Source organism: Streptomyces sp. NPDC058663 (assembly GCF_042716745.1).
Lineage (GTDB): Bacteria > Actinomycetota > Actinomycetes > Streptomycetales > Streptomycetaceae > Streptomyces.
Genome location: NZ_JBHXRV010000006.1, coordinates 23034 through 39982 on the forward strand (window position 1 = coordinate 23034; position 16949 = coordinate 39982).

Sequence of the window (16949 nt, forward strand, 5' to 3'; positions counted from 1 at the left end):
TTCCAGGTCGTTGGCACACACGTTACGTGGGGGAGGCCGGAGACGGCAGTGGCCAAAGCCTGCCCGGCCTCCGACAGCACGCCCGCACCCCGGCATCCCCCAGCACGCCCGCACGTCGGCACGCCCGTACGGCCGCACGCCCAGCGAGCCCCGCACCCAGGGGCCCCCACGCCCAGCGAGCCCCATGCCCGGCGCCCCCGCGCCCAGCGGCCCCCGCGCCCAGCGGCCCCCGCGCCTAGCGCAGACCGCGGAAGAACTCCCGTACGTCCTGTGTCAGCAGCCCCGGCTCCTCCAGTGCGGCGAAGTGGCCGCCGCGGTCCTCCACGTCCGTCCACCGGATCACGGTGTGCTCCCGCTCCGCGTACCGCCGGATGCCCACGTCGTGCGCCAACGTCAGCACGCCCGTCGGCACGCCCGAGTTCTCCGCGGTGACGCCCCAGCCCTGGTTCTGGGCGTAACCGACATAGGCGGCCGAACCCGCCGTCCCCGTCAGCCAGTACAGCATCACGTTGGTGAGGAGCCGGTCCCGGTCGATCACCGTGTCCGGCAGCGCGGCACGCGGGTGCGTCCACTCGCGGAACTTGTCCATGATCCAGGCGAGCTGGCCGACCGGAGAGTCCACCAGCCCGTACGCCAGCGTCTGCGGACGCGTCGACTGGATCGCGATGTACCCGAACTCCTCCTGCATGAAGGCCTCGATCCGTGCGACCCGGCCCCGTTCCAGCTCCGTCAGTGCGGCGGACTCCTCCTCGGAGAGCGGAAGGCCGGGCATCGGCCCGGGGTCGCCGTTGACGTGGATGCCGACCACGCGCTCGGGTGCCACCCGCCCCAGCTCGGGGGCGATCGCCGCCCCGAGGTCGCCGCCCTGGGCCCCGTACCGCTCGTAGCCGAGCCGGTTCATCAGCTCCGTCCAGGCGCGTGCGATCCGCGTCGAGTCCCAGCCGCCCTCGGAGAGCGGGCCGGAGAAGCCGAAGCCAGGAAGCGAGGGAATCACCAGGTGGAAGGCATCGGCGGGGTTTCCGCCGTGGGCACGCGGGTCTGTCAGCGGGCCGATCACGTCGAGGAATTCGACCACCGATCCGGGCCACCCATGGGTGAGGACCAGCGGCAGCGCGTCGGGCTCGGGGGAGCGGACGTGCAGGAAGTGGATGTTCTGGCCGTCGATCTCGGTGCGGAACTGCGGGTACGCGTTCAGCTCGCGCTCCGCCGCCCGCCAGTCGTACTTCTCCCGCCAGTACGAGGTCAGCTCGCGCAGCCATCCGGTCGGAACCCCAGTGTCCCAGTCGTCGCCCGGCAGCGGTGCGGGCAGGCGGGCGGCGTCCAGCTTCGCGTGCAGCGCGTCGATCTCGTGCTGCGGGATCTCGATGCGGAACGGAGTGATCAGGGGGCTGGGGGCCTGCTCGTTTCGGCTCATGAATCCAAGGTATCGACCACCTAGGACAACTACTGTCCTAGGCAACTGGCAGACTGCACCAGCATGTTGGAAACCTCCGCACGCCTCCTCAGACTCCTCTCGCTGCTCCAGACCCCGCGCGACTGGCCGGGCTCCGACCTCGCGGCACGCCTCGACGTCGACATCCGTACCGTCCGCCGGGACGTCGAGAAGCTGCGCGCCCTCGGCTACCCCGTGCACGCCACTCCCGGCCTCCCCGGCTACCGGCTCGGCGCCGGGGCGGACATGCCGCCCCTCCTGCTGGACGACGACGAGGCGGTCGCCGTGGCGGTGGGGCTGCGGACGGCGGTCGGGGGAGGCGTGGCGGGCGTGGAGGAGAACGCGCTCAGCGCCCTGACCAAGATCCAGCAGGTGCTGCCCTCCCGGCTGCGGCACCGCATCGGCGTGCTGGAACCGGTGACGGTCACCCTCGTGCCGGACGGCGGCCCGGGGGGTCGACCCCGACATGCTCACCGCGGTCGCCGCCGCCTGCCGTGCCCACCAGCAGCTGCGCTTCGACTACCGCGGACACGGCGGCGAGACCTCCGTGCGCCGCACCGAACCGCACCGCCTCGTGCACGCCGGTCACCGCTGGTACCTGGTCGCCTGGGACCTCGACCGGGACGACTGGCGCACCTTCAGGGTCGACCGGCTCACCCCCCGCGTTCCGACGGGACCGCGTTTCTCCCCGCGTGAACTGACCGACGAGGACGTGGCCGCCCGCACGTCGTACGGAGTGTCGAACGCCGTCTACCGTTACCGCGCACGGGTCACCCTGCGCGTGCCGCTCGCCGAGGCGGCGGCCGAGATCCCGCCCACGGTCGGGGTGCTCGAGGACATCGACGGCCATTCCTGCACCCTGCGCGCAGGCTCGGACTCCCTCGGTGAACTCGCTCTCCACCTCGGGCTGTTCGGCTTTCCCTTTGAGGTGCACGAGCCCCCGGAGCTGGTGCGCAGGGTCGGTGAACTCGCCGCACTGCTCGCAGCGGCGGTGCCGCCCGGTGAGTAGTCCTGGTCCGCCACGGCTCAGCCCGCCGTCCGGGGGATGCTGCGTTCCCAGACGCGGTGGAAGACGACCTCGCCGCCGTCCCTGCACGTCACCTCGTTGAACGTGTGGAAGTCCCTGGCGTCGCAGGTGATCTCCGAGCGGGTGACGATCTCCACGTCCCATGCCATCTCCGGCCGCCGGAGCCGGATCGTCCAGTCCGAGCGGGTGCGCGCCGACAGCGGGTCCCGCTCGTCGGTCGTGTACGTCTCCAGGGCGTCCTCGGTGAATTCGAGTCCGTCCGGGTAGACGCGGGTGCCGCCGTAGCGCGGGTCCACCTCCAGCCGCCATTCGCCCTTGGCCACGTCCCGTACGACCAGCCGTTCCGGACGCCGATCGGCGGCGGCGGCGGGAAACTCCACGCCGAGCGGAGCCGACTGTTCCGGCTCCTCGAAGGTGATCTCGGGGTGCTCGCTGTGCGCCCGCACCGGGAGTTCGAGCGCCGAGCCCGCAGGGTCCAGTACGAAACCTGACGCGTCCGCCTGCGGCCAGATCCACGGCCAGTACGCCGAGGAGACCGCGAGCCGGATCCGGTGTCCCGGCGGGAAGGTGTGCCCGCTGCCGTTCAGCTCGAACTCCACTTCCTCCGTCGCTCCCGCCGGCCACGCCTGCGCCCGGTCCCGGCCGTGCCGTGAGGAGAGGTTGAGGACACCCCGGGTGACCAGCGTGGACGAACCGTCCGGCGCCACGTCGCAGAGCCGTGCGACGGCCTGGCCCGCGGGGGCGTCCATGGTCAGCCGCAGCCGCAGCCGGACCCGCGCCCGGCCGAGGATCTCGATGGGGGTCCCGGTGACCGGGAAGTCGAAGGCGGCCGACTTGGCGTCCTCGTCGCGCTGGTCCGGCGGCAGGTCCGCGTCGTTGCCGAAGGGGAAGAAGCGGCCGGCGTCGAGCCCGGTGTGCAGGGGCGAGTCGACCACGACGGGCAGTCCCTGGAGCCCGTACGTCACGGGCGTGACCCGCGGGGACGGCCAGGCCGTGTCGCCGACCCAGCGCCCCGGCAGTTCGCGGTAGGCCGTGGCGGGCGGGTGGGACCCGCTGATCCAGGAGCGCAGCAGCGGCTCCTCCATGACACCCGTCGGCTCGTCCTTGAGGTGGTGGTCCCACCAGCGCAGGGTCTCCTGGAGGAAGCCGATCGCGGGCCCCGGCGGAAGCCCCCGGTCCGGGTACTGGTGCGACCACGGGCCGATGATCCCCCGTACCCGTGCCGGGTCCAGGTGCTCGACCAGCCGCAGCACGGTGTCCCGGTACGGGTCGTGCCAGCCGCCCACCGCCAGCACCGCCGCGCCGATCGCCGCGTAGTCCTCGCAGACGCTGCCGTGCTTCCAGTAGTCGTCGCGGGTCTGGTGGGCCAGCCAGGTGTGGATGAGCGGGTCGACCGCCGCCAGCCGCTTGCGCCACATGTCCTTCCACACGTCGCCCACCTGCGCCGGGTCGGGCGGCCTGGACACGAAGGCGAGCATGGTCGCCGCCCAGGCGTGCATGTCCACGGCCAGTACGGAGCCGCCCATGTAGTGGACGTCGTTGTCGTAGCGGTCGTCGGCCGAGCAGACGGTGACGACGGCCTTGAGCGGCTCGGGGGCCAGTGCGGCGATCTGGAGCGAGTTGAAGCCGCCCCAGGAGATGCCGAACATGCCGACCCTGCCGGTGCACCAGGGCTGCTCGGCCAGCCAGTGGACGACCGCGACGCCGTCGGCGAGCTCCTGTGCGTCGTACTCGTCGCCGGGCAGGCCCTCGCTGTTGCCGTGGCCACGCACGTCGACCCGTACCGAGGCGTAGCCGTGACCGGCGTACCAGGGATGGCGCTGGAAGTCCCGGGGCGCGGTCCAGTCGCTCAGCCGGTACGGCAGGTACTCCAGCAGCGCCGGGACGGGTTCCCCGGTGACAGGACGCCAGATCCGGGCGTACAGGCGGGTGCCGTCGGGGAGCGGGATGCGGACGTCCTCGCAGGTCGTCTCATGGGGGAAGGTGTGCCGGATGATCATTGCGTGACCTCAGTGGACGGGGTGCATGGTGCGCTTGAGCCAGGCGCCGGCGCCGATCACGGCGAGGCCGACCGTGACCGCGAGGGCGCCGTTGACGCCGAAGTACGCGGGGTCGGAGACCTTGCCGTACAGCTTCACGGTCTGCGCCTGGATGCCGTTGGCCAGCGCGAGGGACAGGAACCACAGGGCCATCGTCTGGCTGGAGAAGGCCTTCGGCGCGAGCTTGGTGGTGGCCGACATGCCGGAGGTCTGGAGGATCACATCGCCGAGACCCAGCAGCAGGTACGAGCCGACGATCCACCAGGCGGCCATCTTGTACGCGTCGCCCTCGTGCCCGCTGGTGGGCAGGACGAGCAGCAGGAAGGACAGTCCGCCGAGGATCACCCCGATCGCGATCTTGCGGGAGGCGTGCGGCTGCCGGTGGCCCATCCGCAGCCACAGACCCGCCACCACCGGAGCGAGCAGCACCTCGAAGGCGCCGAGCGCGGAGGCGTACCAGCCCGTGGGGAAGGTGAAGCCGAGGATCCGGGTCTGGGCGTTGGCCGCCGCGAGAAGCATCATCGTCGAGTACGCCTGGAAGAGGATGAAGTTGAACGCCACGGACGCCAGGAACAGCACCACGTAGCCGCGAAGCCGGCGCTTCTCGTCGGGTTCCACCCGGGGGCTGCGGAACATCACGTAGAAGTAGACGACCGGGGCGATCACCGAGATGAGCGTCAGTACGTCGACGAAGCGGTCCATGGTGAGCCAGCCGGCCCACACCAGGAGCACCGCCAGTACCGCCGCCGCGACCAGTCCGGCGAGGATCGCGCGGACCGTGCCGCGCATCTTCTGCGGCGGCAGCGCGAACTCGGCGGCGGCCCTGCGCCCCGCCAGGTGCCGGCGCCCGCCGACGTACTGGATCAGGCCCAGTGTCATGCCGACGGCGGCGGCCGAGAAGCCCCAGTGCCAGCCCTTGTGGTCGGCCAGCCAGGCGGTGACCAGCGGGCCGAGGAAGGCGCCGATGTTGATCGCCATGTAGTAGAGCGCGAAACCGGCGTCCCGGCGCTCGTCCTCGGTGCGGTAGAGCTTGCCGACCATGTTGGCGACGTTGGGCTTGAGGAGGCCGGTGCCCGCGCTGATCAGGCCGAGGCCCGCCCAGGTCGAGGCGTCGACCGGGACCGCCATCGCGTAGTGGCCGCAGGCGATCAGGACACCGCCCCACAGCACAGCGCGGTACGAGCCGAGGATGCGGTCGGCCAGCCAGCCGCCCGCCACCGAGACCAGATAGACGAGCGTGCCGTACGCGGCTCCGACGGAGGCGGCCGTTCCGGCGGCCATGCCCATGCCGCCGTCAGCGACCTCGGCCGCGAAGTAGAGCACCAGGATCGCCTGCATGCCCAGGAACGAGAACCGCTCCCAGACCTCCAGGCCCGAAAGTGTCAGGAGTCCCTTGGGCTGGCCGAAGAACGCGGTGTCGTCACCGGGCGGCGGCTGCGTCGATTCCGCCGCGAGGGTGGCGCCCGGCGGACCGGTGGGATCGGGGTGGGGCTCCATGTCTGACAAAGGGCTCACTCCTGGTCGAATCAGCTCAAAATGAACATACCGGTATGCTTCCGGCCGTGCTCAGGGGGAAGACGTAGACGGGGACAGGGCCGGCGGTGGTGGGGGGAAGGGGCGGCGGCCGGGCGGGGAACCGGCGTGGTGCGGGCGCGGGGCGGGGAGACGGAGGGCACGGACGGGGGGCTCGGTGATCGAAAGTCGACGGGATAGGCTGACTTGTTGAGTGATGCCAGCGACAGATCGACAATCCGTTTGATCGTCAGCAGACAGGAGTAACCCTCGTGACCGTCGTCGGGCCGTTCGGACTGAGCGTGCGGGACCAGGCTCTTGAGACCGATGTCCAGACCGGACTGGCAGCCGTCGAGGAGGGACTGCTCGACGCGACCAAGAGTGACGTCCCCTTCATCACGGAGGCCGCGCAGCACCTGGTCCGCGCAGGTGGCAAGCGTTTCCGGCCGCTCCTCGTCATGCTGGCGTCGCAGTTCGGCGACCCCCACGCGCCGGGCGTCGTGCCCTCCGCCGTGGTCGTGGAGCTGACCCACCTGGCGACGCTGTACCACGACGACGTGATGGACGAGGCGGACGTGCGCCGGGGGGTGCCGAGCGCCAATTCCCGCTGGGACAACTCCGTCGCGGTGCTCACCGGTGACTTCCTCTTCGCCCGTGCGTCGCACATCCTTGCGGATCTGGGCCCCGAAGCGGTGCGCATTCAGGCCGAGGCGTTCGAACGCCTCGTCACCGGCCAGATCCTGGAGACGGCGGGCGCCGGCGACGGCCGCGACCCGATCGCCCACTACCTGGACGTCATGTCCGGGAAGACCGGCTCGCTGGTCGCCGTCTCCTGCCGTTTCGGCGCGATGATCGCCGGCGCGGACGACGCGGCCGTGGACATCCTCACGCAGTACGGCGAGCGCCTGGGCACCGCCTTCCAGCTCGCCGACGACGTGCTCGACATCGCCAGCGACAGCCACGAGTCCGGCAAGACCCCCGGCACCGACCTGCGCGAGGGCATCCCCACGCTGCCGGTGCTGCACCTGCGGGCGATGGCCGAGGCGCACGGCCGCCCGGAGGACATCGAGCTCTGCGCGATGCTCGACGGCGACCTGTCGGGCGACGAGGAACTGGCCGAGGTGCTGCGGCGGCTGCGGGTGCACCCCGCGCTGGAGCAGGCGCGCCGGGACACCGTGCGGTACGCGGAGGAAGCCAGGGCAACCCTGACACCGCTGCCGGACTGCTACGCGAAGTCCGCGCTGGCCGAACTGTGCGACGCCGTGGTGCACAGGGCCGGTTGAGACGGTGCCGCACCTGGCCGGATGACGTGGTGCACCTGGCCGGATGGCAGGGTGCACCTGTCCGAATGGCACGGCGCACCGGGCCGGATGGCACGGCGCACCGGGCCGGATGGCACGGCGCACCGGGCCGGTCAGGGCCGGTGACGGACGCCTGAGGTTAGATCGCTGTAGGAGCCACCTGTTTTCTGCCCCACCGACGGGGGAGAAGCGGGTGGCTTCTGTCATCCCGTGGGTGTAGGCGAGGTTGCTCCCGGGGGTTGACGCTTTCCGCCGCCCAATTTGGTCTGATTGACCTCACCACTCCTCACCAATTCGGGCGAGAATGGCGGCGCGGGAGTGGGACGAGTGCATGGATGACGGCCGCCAACCACGGAGGTAGAGCACACATGGCACCCAACGGCAACGCACCACTGAGCACCGAGGGCGCGGACACCGCGGGCACCGTCCCGGTACGCCGCCGCAAGGCAGCGCGGTACATCGTCCCGGTCGCGGTGGCGGGGGTGGCCGCGGCGACCATCGGCCTCGTTCCGGCACTCGCCAATTCCGGCGACCCCGACCTCCCCAAGATCAGCGCCCAGCAGCTGATCGAGAAGATCGCCGCCTCGGAGACCCAGCAGCTGTCGGGCACGGTCAAGATCAGCACCGACCTGGGCCTGCCCTCGCTCGACGGCCTGGCCGGCAGCCTCGGCGGCGCCAAGGGCGGCCCGGGGGGCGGCTCCTCCGCCGACCCGAAGTCCAAGCTGATGGAGCTCGCCTCCGGCACCCACACGCTGCGCATCGCGGCCGACGGCCCGGACCGGCAGCGGGTCTCCCTGCTCGACGACGCCGCCGAGTACAGCCTGATCCACAACGGTGACGAGGTCTGGGCGTACGACAGCGCCTCCAACGAGGCGTTCCACGCGAAGGCCCCCAAGGACGCGGGCAAGGGCCACGGCGCGGACAAGGGCGGCGTGGAGAAGGGACAGGGCGCGGGCAAGCACGGGAAGCTGCCGGATTCCCTGCCCACCACCCCCAAGGCCTTCGCCGAGCAGGCGCTGAAGGCCGCCGAGAAGGACACCTCGGTGACCGTCGGCGGCACCGCCCAGGTGGCAGGCCGGGACGCGTACCAGCTGGTCATCAAGCCCAAGCAGACCGGCTCCACGGTCGGTGAGATCCGCGTCGCGGTGGACTCGCTGACCGGTACGCCGCTGAAGTTCACGCTCACCTCCAGCAGCGGCGGGAAGGCCGTGGTCGACGCGGGCTTCACCAAGGTCGACTTCGCCAAGCCGGCCGCGGACACCTTCAAGTTCAGCCCGCCCAAGGGTGCGAAGGTCACCGAGGCCGACGACCTGAAGGCCCAGGAAGGCCACCAGGGCGACAAGGGCAAGGACTTCGGCGGACCGCTCGGCAAGGACTTCGGCAAGGACCTGGAGAAGCAGTTCGGCAAGGGCGGGCCCGAGGGCAACGCCAAGGTCATCGGCGAGGGCTGGACCTCGGTCCTGCACGTGTCCTCCGGCGCGGAGGCCGGCCAGAAGGCCCCTGGCGCGGCGGCGAAGAAGGACGGGATGCCGGCCGAGGCCCAGGGGCTCCTGGACTCGCTCGGCGACAAGGTCAGCGGCAAGTTCGGCGAGGGCCGGGTCTTCTCGACCCGTCTGGTCAACGCCCTGATGACGGACGACGGCCAGGTGTTCGTCGGCGCCGTCACCAAGGACGCCCTGGTGCAGGCCGCCAACGAGGCCAAGTAACCCCTTCGGGCCGACGCCCCGCCGGGCGTCGGCCCGAGCGGCATGCGTGCACCCTGCGGCACGTACGAAGCGGGTGGCACCAGCGGTGCGGGTGGCACCAGCGGTGCGAGGGGCACGCTTGCGTGAACGGCACGAGCGCGTGAACGGTACGCGTGCGGATCGAGCGGTACGGACGTGACGAAAGGCCGGGTGACGGATGGGGGACGGGCTGTCCAGCGCGGAGGGAGCGGGAGGACCCGCACAGGGGTCGGCGGCGCGTGCGCCGGTGATCGACACCCGGGGTCTCACCAAGCGGTTCCGCGGCGGACAACTCGCCGTCGACGGGCTCGACCTGTCCGTCCCGGCGGGCAGCGTGTTCGGCTTCCTCGGGCCCAACGGCTCGGGGAAGACCACCACCATCCGGATGCTGATGGGCCTCATCGAACCGACCTCGGGCACCGCCCGGGTGCTCGGCAGCCCGATGCCGCACGCCGCCCGCGCCGTACTGCCGAAGGTCGGTGCCCTCATCGAGGGCCCCGCGCTGTACGGGTTCCTCTCCGGCCGCGACAACCTGCTGCGGTACGACTCCGCCGACCCGACCGCCGACCCGCGCACCCGCCGTGCGCGGGTCTCCGCCGCTCTGGACCGGGTCGGGCTGACTCCCGCCGGAGCGAAGAAGGCGCGTGCGTACTCGCTCGGCATGAAGCAGCGGCTGGGCCTGGCGGCCGCCCTCCTCCAGCCCCGCGAACTGCTCGTCCTCGACGAACCGACCAACGGCCTCGACCCGCAGGGCATGCGGGAAATCCGTTCCCTGGTACGGGAGCTGGCGGCCGACGGCACCACCGTCTTCCTCTCCTCGCACCTCCTCGACGAGATCGAGCAGGTGTGCACGCACGCCGCCGTGATGGCCCGCGGCCGGCTGCTCACCCAGGGCCCCGTCGCCGCACTGGCGGCGGGCGTACGGGGCAGGCTCGTCGTCACCACCGCGGACACGGGCGACGCGGCCGGGGTGCTGAAGGAGCACGGGGTGACGGACCTGGAGGTGGGGGAGGGGCGGGTCAGCGGGACCGTACCGCCGGACGCCGAGGGCGCGGGCCCGGCTCCTGCCCTGGCCGACCTCAACGCCGCGCTGGTGCGCGCGGGGGTCCGGGTCAGCGGCTTCGCAATGGAACGGGCCTCGCTGGAGGACGCGTTCGTGGCGCTGACGGGGGAGGGGTTCGATGTCGCGGGCTGAGGCGGGAGCGGGGCGGGGACCGGAACAGGGGTCGGAGCGGGGGTCGGAACAGGGGGCGGGGCGAGGGTCGGAACAGGGGTCGGTGCAGGCGCAGGGGCCGGGGCAGGGGCAGGGGGCTCCCGCGCGTCCACCCGTGCGGTCCGTGAGTCCTGAGCGTCCCGTGCGGCCGATGCGCCCCGTGAGTCCCCTGTGGACCCTGGGACTTTTGAGGTCCGAGCTCACCGTCACCTTCCGGCGCTGGCGGACCCTGGCGCTCCTCGTGGTCCTTGCCGGGGTGCCCGTACTGATCGGCATTGCCGTGAAGATCGAGACCAGCGGCGATCCCGCCGGGGGCGGACCCGGGGGCGGCGGTCCCGCCTTCCTTTCCCAGATCACCCAGAACGGCCTGTTCCTGGTCTTCGCCGCCCTCGCCGTCACCCTCCCGGTCTTCCTGCCGATGGCCGTGGGTGTCGTCGCGGGCGACTCCGTCGCCGGTGAGGCGCACAGCGGTACCCTGCGCTATCTGCTGGTCGCCCCCGCCGGACGTACTCGCCTGCTGCTCGCCAAGTACGCCACCACGCTCGTCTTCTGCCTGGTCGCGACCCTGGTCGTGGCGGCGTCCGCGCTGGCGGTGGGGGCGCTGCTGTTCCCTGTCGGGGAGGTCATGACGATCTCCGGCGTGCCGATCGGCTTCGGCGAGGGGCTGCTCCGTGCACTGGCCGTCGCCGTCGTCGTGGCCGCCTCGCTCATCGGATTCGCGGCACTGGGGCTCTTCGTCTCGACCCTCACCCACAGCGGTATCGCCGCGATGGCGACGACCGTCGGACTGCTGATCACGGTGCAGATCCTGGACACGATCCCGCAGCTCGACGGAATCCAGCCCTATCTCTTCCCGCACTACTGGCTGTCCTTCGCCGACCTGCTGCGCGAGCCCGTCTACTGGGACGAGCTGTGGAAGAACCTCGGCCTGCAAGGGGTGTACGCGGCGGTGTTCTGCTCGGCGGCCTGGGCGCGCTTCACGACGCGCGACATCACGGCGTAGGCACGAGGCGCGACCGTATGGCACGAGCGCACGGCGCGACTGTATGGCACGACCGCATGGCACGAGCGGGACGGTCCGGGGTCGTGTCGAGCCGTCCCCCCACGCAGCTCGACACGACACGGATCGTTCCCCCCAGGTTGGCTATTCTTGGAGGCTGCCGTTCCGCTGTCAACACGTTACGTATCGTCGCCCCGGCTAGACTCCGTTCGTGAGCGCGACGCCGAACCCGCAGCGACGCAGCGAGAAGTCCCGGCAGGCGATCCTCGCGGCCTCCATCGACCTGTGCAACCAGAAGGGGTACGGGGGCGTGACCATGGAGGCGATCGCTGCCGGAGCGGGCGTCAGCAAGAAGACGATCTACCGCTGGTGGCCGTCGAAGGGCGCCGTACTCCTGGAAGCGCTCGGCCAGCAGACGGACAGCACGGCGCCGTTTCCGGACACCGGGGACCTCGCGGCCGATCTGTACGCGCAGATGACCGGGGTGGTGGGGTTCCTCACCACTCCGCCGTTCGGCCCCGCGTACATCGGGATCCTCTCCGAGCTGCACCACGACGAGGACCTGACCCGGGCCGTCCACACCCAGGTCATCACCCCGCGCTTCACGGCGGCTGTGGAACGACTCGGGAGCGCCCAGCGCCAGGGCCGGCTGCCGCCGGATGCCGATCTGGAGCTCGCCGTCGAGCTGCTGTACGGACCGCTCTACTACCGGTACGCGCTGCGCAAGCCGCCGCACACCCCCGAGGAGATCGCGAAGCTGGTCGGGCACGTGCTGCGCTCACTGGACTGCCGCCCCTGACGCGGGAGTTATCGCGCGTCGGGGGCGGCAGGTTCTGGAGGGCCGCACGGGGCCGGCCCGCCCGGCCCGGTCCGGCTGTGCTCGGGCCGGTCCGGTGCGGCTGTGCTCGGGCCGGTGCGGCTGTGCTTGGGCCCGGCCGGTCTGGTGCGGTCCGGTTCTCTTGGGTCTGCTCGGCTAGAAGGTGAGCTTCCAGCTGGTCAGCGTGCCGGTGTCCTGGCTCGCCACGTCCTGCACGCGCAGCTTCCACGTGCCGTTGGCGACCTCGCTCGACGCGTTCACCGTGTAGGTCTGCACGATGTTGTCGGCCGAGTCCCCGCTGCTGGAGTTCTTCAGCCGGTACGCGGTCCCGTCCGGGGCCAACAGGTCGATGACCACGTCACCGCGCCAGGTGTGCTGCACGTTCACCGCCACCTGGAGCGTGGCGGGCGCGTTGCCCGTCCGCCCCGAGACGGTGATCGGCGAGGTGACGGCGGCACCCGCGTCGGGGATCGCGAGGGGCGTGGTGTTCTCGTAGTCGTCGCCGGTCGGAGGCGTCGTACCACCCGCGGACAGCGTCCAGACGGCGTGCGCGACCGCGTCGCTGTTGCGGTCCAGGGCGGTGTCGTTGATGTTCGAGGTGGTGTCGCAGGAGGAGTGGTAGCAGCGGTCGAAGGCGACGCCGGACGTGCCGCCCCACTTCTGCGCCTGGGCAGCCGACTTGGTGCGGCTGGCGCCGGTGAACAGGCCTCCGACCGGTATGCCGACGTTCTTGAAGCTCGCGTGGTCGGAGCGTCCGTCGCCCTCGGTCTCGATCTCGGTGGGGACGCCGAGACCGGTGTAGAAGTCCTTGAAGGTCTTCTCGATGGCGGGGTCGTCGTCGTAGACGAAGTAGCCGGGGTTCGGCGAGCCGATCATGTCGAAGTTGAGGTAGCCCGCGAACTTGGCGCGCTCGGTGGACGGCAGGCTGTTCACGTACGCCTTCGAGCCGATCAGGCCCAGCTCCTCCGCGCCCCACCAGCCGAACCGCAGGTGCTTGTCCGGCTTCAGCTGTGCGCGGGAGACGGCGAGCGCGGTCTCCAGGACGGCGGCGGAACCGGACGCGTTGTCGTTGATCCCCGCTCCGGAGGACACGGAGTCCAGGTGGGCGCCGGCCATCAGGACCTTGTTCGGGTCGCCTCCGGGCCAGTCGGCGATCAGGTTGTAGCCGGTGGCACCGCTCGCGGTGAAGGTCTGCAGCGAGGTGGTGAACCCGGCGGCGTCCAGCTTGGCCTTCACGTAGTCGATGGAGGCCTTGTAACCGGCCCGGCCGTGGGCGCGGTTGCCGCCGTTGGCGGCGGCTATGTTCGAGAACTGCGTGAGGTGCGCCTTGACGTTGGCCAGGGGTATGTCGGGGGCGGCGGCAACGGCGGTCGCGCGAGCGGGGACGGCGGTCGCGGTACTCGAGGCGACCGGGGCGAGCAGTCCTGCTACGGCGAGCGCGGCGACCGCCGCGACTCTGCGGGACGATATACGGGCGGGGACGAGCGTCATGTGGGGGCTCCGGATTCCGAACGGGGACGGGACGGAAGTGCGGGAACGCGCTGTGCTGGTAAGGCGGTTGAGCACTGAGCATGAGCACTGAGCCACGAGCGCTGTGCAGCACTGAGCTGTGAGCGCTGTGCGTGCCTGATGTTCAGCGAGAGTTTGACCGGACGTCAAGGGCCTAATCCGGTCACGGCCGCCCGCATATCGAACACCCGCATATCGAACACCCTCTGGCCCGCTCTACGCCCCGACTCCGGGGCCGATCACCCGCCCCGCCCTCAACTCCACCCGTCCCCCCACGAACCCCCTGCGGAACCGCCGGTCGTGCGACACCGCCACCACCGCCCCGAGATACCCCCTCAACGCCTCCTCCAGCTCCTCCACCAGAGCCGGGGAGACATGGTTCGTCGGCTCGTCCAGGACGAGCAGATCCGCCGGCCTGGACACCAGCCTCGCCAGTTCGAGCCTCCGCCGCTGCCCCACGGACAGTGCCGCCACCGGCACCCCGAGGTCCTCCTCCCGGAACAGCCCGAGCGCGAGCAACTCGTCCGCGTACTCCTCCGGGAAACCGGGCCGCCCGGCCGCGTACGCGGCAAGCAGACCGGACGCACTCCCCGCACTTCCCGCAATCCCCGCACGGGCCGCGCCGCCCCCGCCCAGCGGCTCGGCCGACTCCTGCGGCAGGTACCCCACGTGCCCCGGCCGTACGACCTCCCCGGTGTCCGGTGTCAGAGCACCGGCCAGCACCCGCAGCAGCGTGGATTTGCCCGCCCCGTTCGCCCCCGAGACGAGCAACCGTTCTCCGGCCTTGATCCGCAACTCCGGTACGGACAGCCGTCCACCCACCGAGACGCCGCGCAACTCGGCCAGCGCTCCGCCCTGTTCGTGTCCTGGCTGCACCCCGGCTGTGTCGAGTTTCACGTGAAACCGAAGCGGAACCGGAGGTGCCGGCACAGGTGCGGCCCGCAGTACCTCCAGCCGCTGCCCGGCCGCCCGCACCCGCCCGGACAGCTTGGCCTCGCTGGAGCGCCGGTGCTTGCCGAAGCCCTGCCGCGGATCCTTGCCGGTGGCGGCGAGCCGTTGCCCGGACGCCTCGACCAACGCCTCCGTACGGGCCAACTCGTCCACCCACTCCTGATGGTCCTGCGCCCAGCGGGCCCGGGCGGCGGCCCTGGCGGTGCGGTACCCGTCCCAGCCGTCGCCGTACCGGCGCACGGTGCGCAGATCGCGGTCGACCTCCAGGACCGTGTCCGCGACCCGCTCCAGGAAGTCACGGTCGTGCGTCACGGCGACGACCGTCCCGCGGTGTGCGCGCAACTGCTTCTCCAGCCAGGTGGTGGCCCGCAGATCGAGGTGGTTCGTCGGCTCGTCGAGCAGCAGGAGTTCGGGCGCGGACGCCAGTACGCAGGCGAGTGCGAGCCGCGACCGCTCGCCGCCGGAGAGCGAACCGAGGGTCCGTCCACGGGCGATCCCGGCCAGCCCGAGCCCATGGAGGGCGCTGCCGACGCGGGCGTCGGCCTCGTAACCGCCCCGGTCCTGGTAGGCGGTGAGCAGTTCGCCGTACGCGTCGAGCGCCGCCTCGGTGGGTTGGTCGCCGAGCTCCGCCCCGGCGTCCCGGATCGCGGCCTCCAGCGCGCGCAGCTCGGCGAGCGCGGTGTCGACCGCGTGCTGGACGGTGAGGTGGGGGGCGAGGCCCAGAGTCTGGGTGAGATGGCCGACACCGCCGGGGAAGGCGACGGTGACCTCGCCCTCGTCGGGCGGCAGTGCCGCGGCCATCAATCGCAGCAGGGTGGACTTCCCGGACCCGTTCTCCCCGACGACACCGGCCTTCTCACCGGGGCGCACGGAGAGCGAGACCCGGTCGAGGACGACGCGGTCGCCGAAGGAGAGCGAGACATTGCGCAACGAGAGCTGGGCGCGAGGGCGCATGGGAATTCCTCAGGGGGTACGTCAGCGGTCTGTGGCCCGAGAGCGCGCGGACGGCAGCGGCGGAGGCGAGGGCTCAGCCGCTCGCGGTCACGCCGCGTCCACGCGAGGAATCACAGAAAGAGAAAGTACGTACCCATGCATCGACCCTAACCCTGCCCGGGTCGGCCCGTCCTGCCCTTTACCGCGGCACGGCCCCGCTGGGCGGCACGGCCCCGCTGGGCGATACGGCCCCGCTGGGCGATACGGCCGCGTGCGGAGGCAGGGGCTCGTCCGGCGGCACGGCCGCGTCCGTCCCCGTGACCACGTCCGCCGCTTCCGGGGGCAGTGCCGCCGCCGCGATCAGCGCGTTCCGCCGCCCCTTGCGCGCGGTGCGCAGCACATCCCACGTCAGCAGGATCAGCGCGAGCCACACCAGGGCGAACCCGGCCCACCGCTCCGGTGGCATCGCCTCGTGGAAGTACACGACCCCCAGCACGAACTGGAACACCGGCGCCAGATACTGCAGCAGCCCCAGCGTGGACAGCGGCACCCGGATCGCCGCCGCGCCGAAGCACACCAGCGGCACCGCCGTCACCAGCCCGGTCGCGGCGAGCAGCGCCGCGTGGCCCGCCCCGTGCGCCCCGAAGGCCGGGGAGCCCGCAGTGCCCAGCCACACCAGGTACGCCAGCGCGGGCAGGAACTGGATCGCCGTCTCGGCGGCGAGCGATTCGAGACCGCCCAGGTTGACCTTCTTCTTCAGCAGCCCGTACGTCGCGAACGAGAACGCCAGCACCAGCGAGATCCACGGCGGTTGCCCGTACCCCACCGCCAGCACCACGACCGCGGCCGCGGCGATGCCCACCGCGGCCCACTGCACCGGCCGCATCCGCTCACCGAGCAACAGCACGCCCATGGCGATGGTGACCAGCGGGTTGATGAAGTAGCCGAGCGAAGCCTCCACGACATGGCCGGAGTTGACCGACCAGATGTAGAGCCCCCAGTTGACGCTGATGACGATCGCGGCCAGGGCTATCATCCCGAGCTTCCGCGGCTGGCCGAGCAGCTCCCGCACCCATCCCCAGCGGCGTACCACCAGCAGGGCGATCCCCACCACGGCCAGCGACCACACCATCCGGTGGGCCAGGATCTCCACCGCGCCGGCGGGCTCCAGCAGGGGCCAGAAGAGGGGAACCGCGCCCCACATGCCGTAGGCCCCGATGCCGTACAGCAGCCCCGCCCGCTGCTCCTTCTTGGTCTCCACCGGTCCGGCCTCCCGCCCTGGAACATGCACCCTGCACACACCCGTCGCCGACGACGGTAAGCCCCGCCGGCCCCGCATGTCATGTCCGTTCCGCAATACGGTCATGACGCCCGGGGGAGTAAGGAAGCACGAAAGGGGCGCCCGGCCGTGGAAGGTCGGGCGCCCCTTTTCGCACAGGGCGTGGTCGGGCTCAGCCGACCACAGGGCGTGGTGGGACTGAGCCGACCACA

The 16949-nt window shown here is 71.4% G+C and carries 11 protein-coding genes and 1 pseudogene; 6 read left to right on the forward strand and 6 right to left on the reverse strand.

The annotated features are described in order from the left end of the window. Positions 1-235: 235 nt before the first annotated feature. Positions 236-1414 carry an epoxide hydrolase family protein gene (locus tag ACFWVV_RS05935; protein ID WP_384350787.1) on the reverse strand — a complete coding sequence of 393 codons (1179 nt, stop codon included), beginning with the start codon at positions 1412-1414 and terminating at the stop codon, positions 236-238. Between the two features lie 63 nt (positions 1415-1477). Here ACFWVV_RS05935 and ACFWVV_RS05940 point away from each other — a divergent pair. After that, positions 1478-2441: pseudogene (locus ACFWVV_RS05940) on the forward strand (helix-turn-helix transcriptional regulator). 17 nt (positions 2442-2458) lie between these two features. On the opposite strand, the gene ACFWVV_RS05945 reads toward ACFWVV_RS05940, so the two are convergent. Next, the gene (locus ACFWVV_RS05945; RefSeq protein ID WP_384350790.1) at positions 2459-4459 is read right to left on the reverse strand and encodes a CocE/NonD family hydrolase; all 2001 of its coding nucleotides are present in this window, start codon (positions 4457-4459) and stop codon (positions 2459-2461) included. 9 nt (positions 4460-4468) lie between these two features. Further along, positions 4469-5995 (reverse strand): peptide MFS transporter, encoded by a 1527-nt coding sequence (locus tag ACFWVV_RS05950; protein ID WP_384350869.1) that lies wholly within the window; start codon positions 5993-5995, stop codon positions 4469-4471. Between the two features lie 287 nt (positions 5996-6282). Here ACFWVV_RS05950 and ACFWVV_RS05955 point away from each other — a divergent pair, with 287 nt between their 5' ends. The 5 genes from ACFWVV_RS05955 (at position 6283) to ACFWVV_RS05975 (ending at position 12047) form a co-directional block, all read left to right on the forward strand. Continuing rightward, positions 6283-7293: a polyprenyl synthetase family protein gene (locus ACFWVV_RS05955; protein WP_384350793.1), complete on the forward strand. Its 1011-nt coding sequence runs from the start codon at positions 6283-6285 to the stop codon at positions 7291-7293. Positions 7294-7679: 386 nt separating this feature from the next. Further along, positions 7680-9017: an outer membrane lipoprotein carrier protein LolA gene (locus ACFWVV_RS05960; protein ID WP_384350796.1), complete on the forward strand. Its 1338-nt coding sequence runs from the start codon at positions 7680-7682 to the stop codon at positions 9015-9017. A 196-nt stretch (positions 9018-9213) separates the two neighbouring features. Next, positions 9214-10230, forward strand: coding sequence for an ABC transporter ATP-binding protein (locus ACFWVV_RS05965; protein WP_384350800.1), 1017 nt, complete (start codon positions 9214-9216; stop codon positions 10228-10230). Positions 10231-10399: 169 nt separating this feature from the next. Continuing rightward, complete coding sequence (locus ACFWVV_RS05970) at positions 10400-11251, forward strand: ABC transporter permease (RefSeq protein ID WP_384350803.1); 852 nt, start codon at positions 10400-10402, stop codon at positions 11249-11251. A gap of 208 nt (positions 11252-11459) precedes the next feature. Next, entirely contained in the window at positions 11460-12047 is a 588-nt protein-coding gene (locus tag ACFWVV_RS05975) for a TetR/AcrR family transcriptional regulator (protein ID WP_384350806.1), read from the forward strand. Between the two features lie 174 nt (positions 12048-12221). Here the strand turns inward: ACFWVV_RS05975 and ACFWVV_RS05980 are convergent, their stop codons facing one another. The 3 genes from ACFWVV_RS05980 to rarD form a co-directional block, all read right to left on the reverse strand. Then, positions 12222-13556 carry a M28 family metallopeptidase gene (locus ACFWVV_RS05980; RefSeq protein WP_384350809.1) on the reverse strand — a complete coding sequence of 445 codons (1335 nt, stop codon included), beginning with the start codon at positions 13554-13556 and terminating at the stop codon, positions 12222-12224. 234 nt (positions 13557-13790) lie between these two features. After that, a complete protein-coding gene (locus ACFWVV_RS05985) occupies positions 13791-15479 on the reverse strand; it encodes an ABC-F family ATP-binding cassette domain-containing protein (protein WP_384350812.1) in 1689 nt (562 codons plus the stop codon). 178 nt (positions 15480-15657) lie between these two features. Continuing rightward, a complete protein-coding gene (rarD, locus tag ACFWVV_RS05990) occupies positions 15658-16719 on the reverse strand; it encodes an EamA family transporter RarD (protein WP_384350814.1) in 1062 nt (353 codons plus the stop codon). Positions 16720-16949 lie beyond the last annotated feature (230 nt).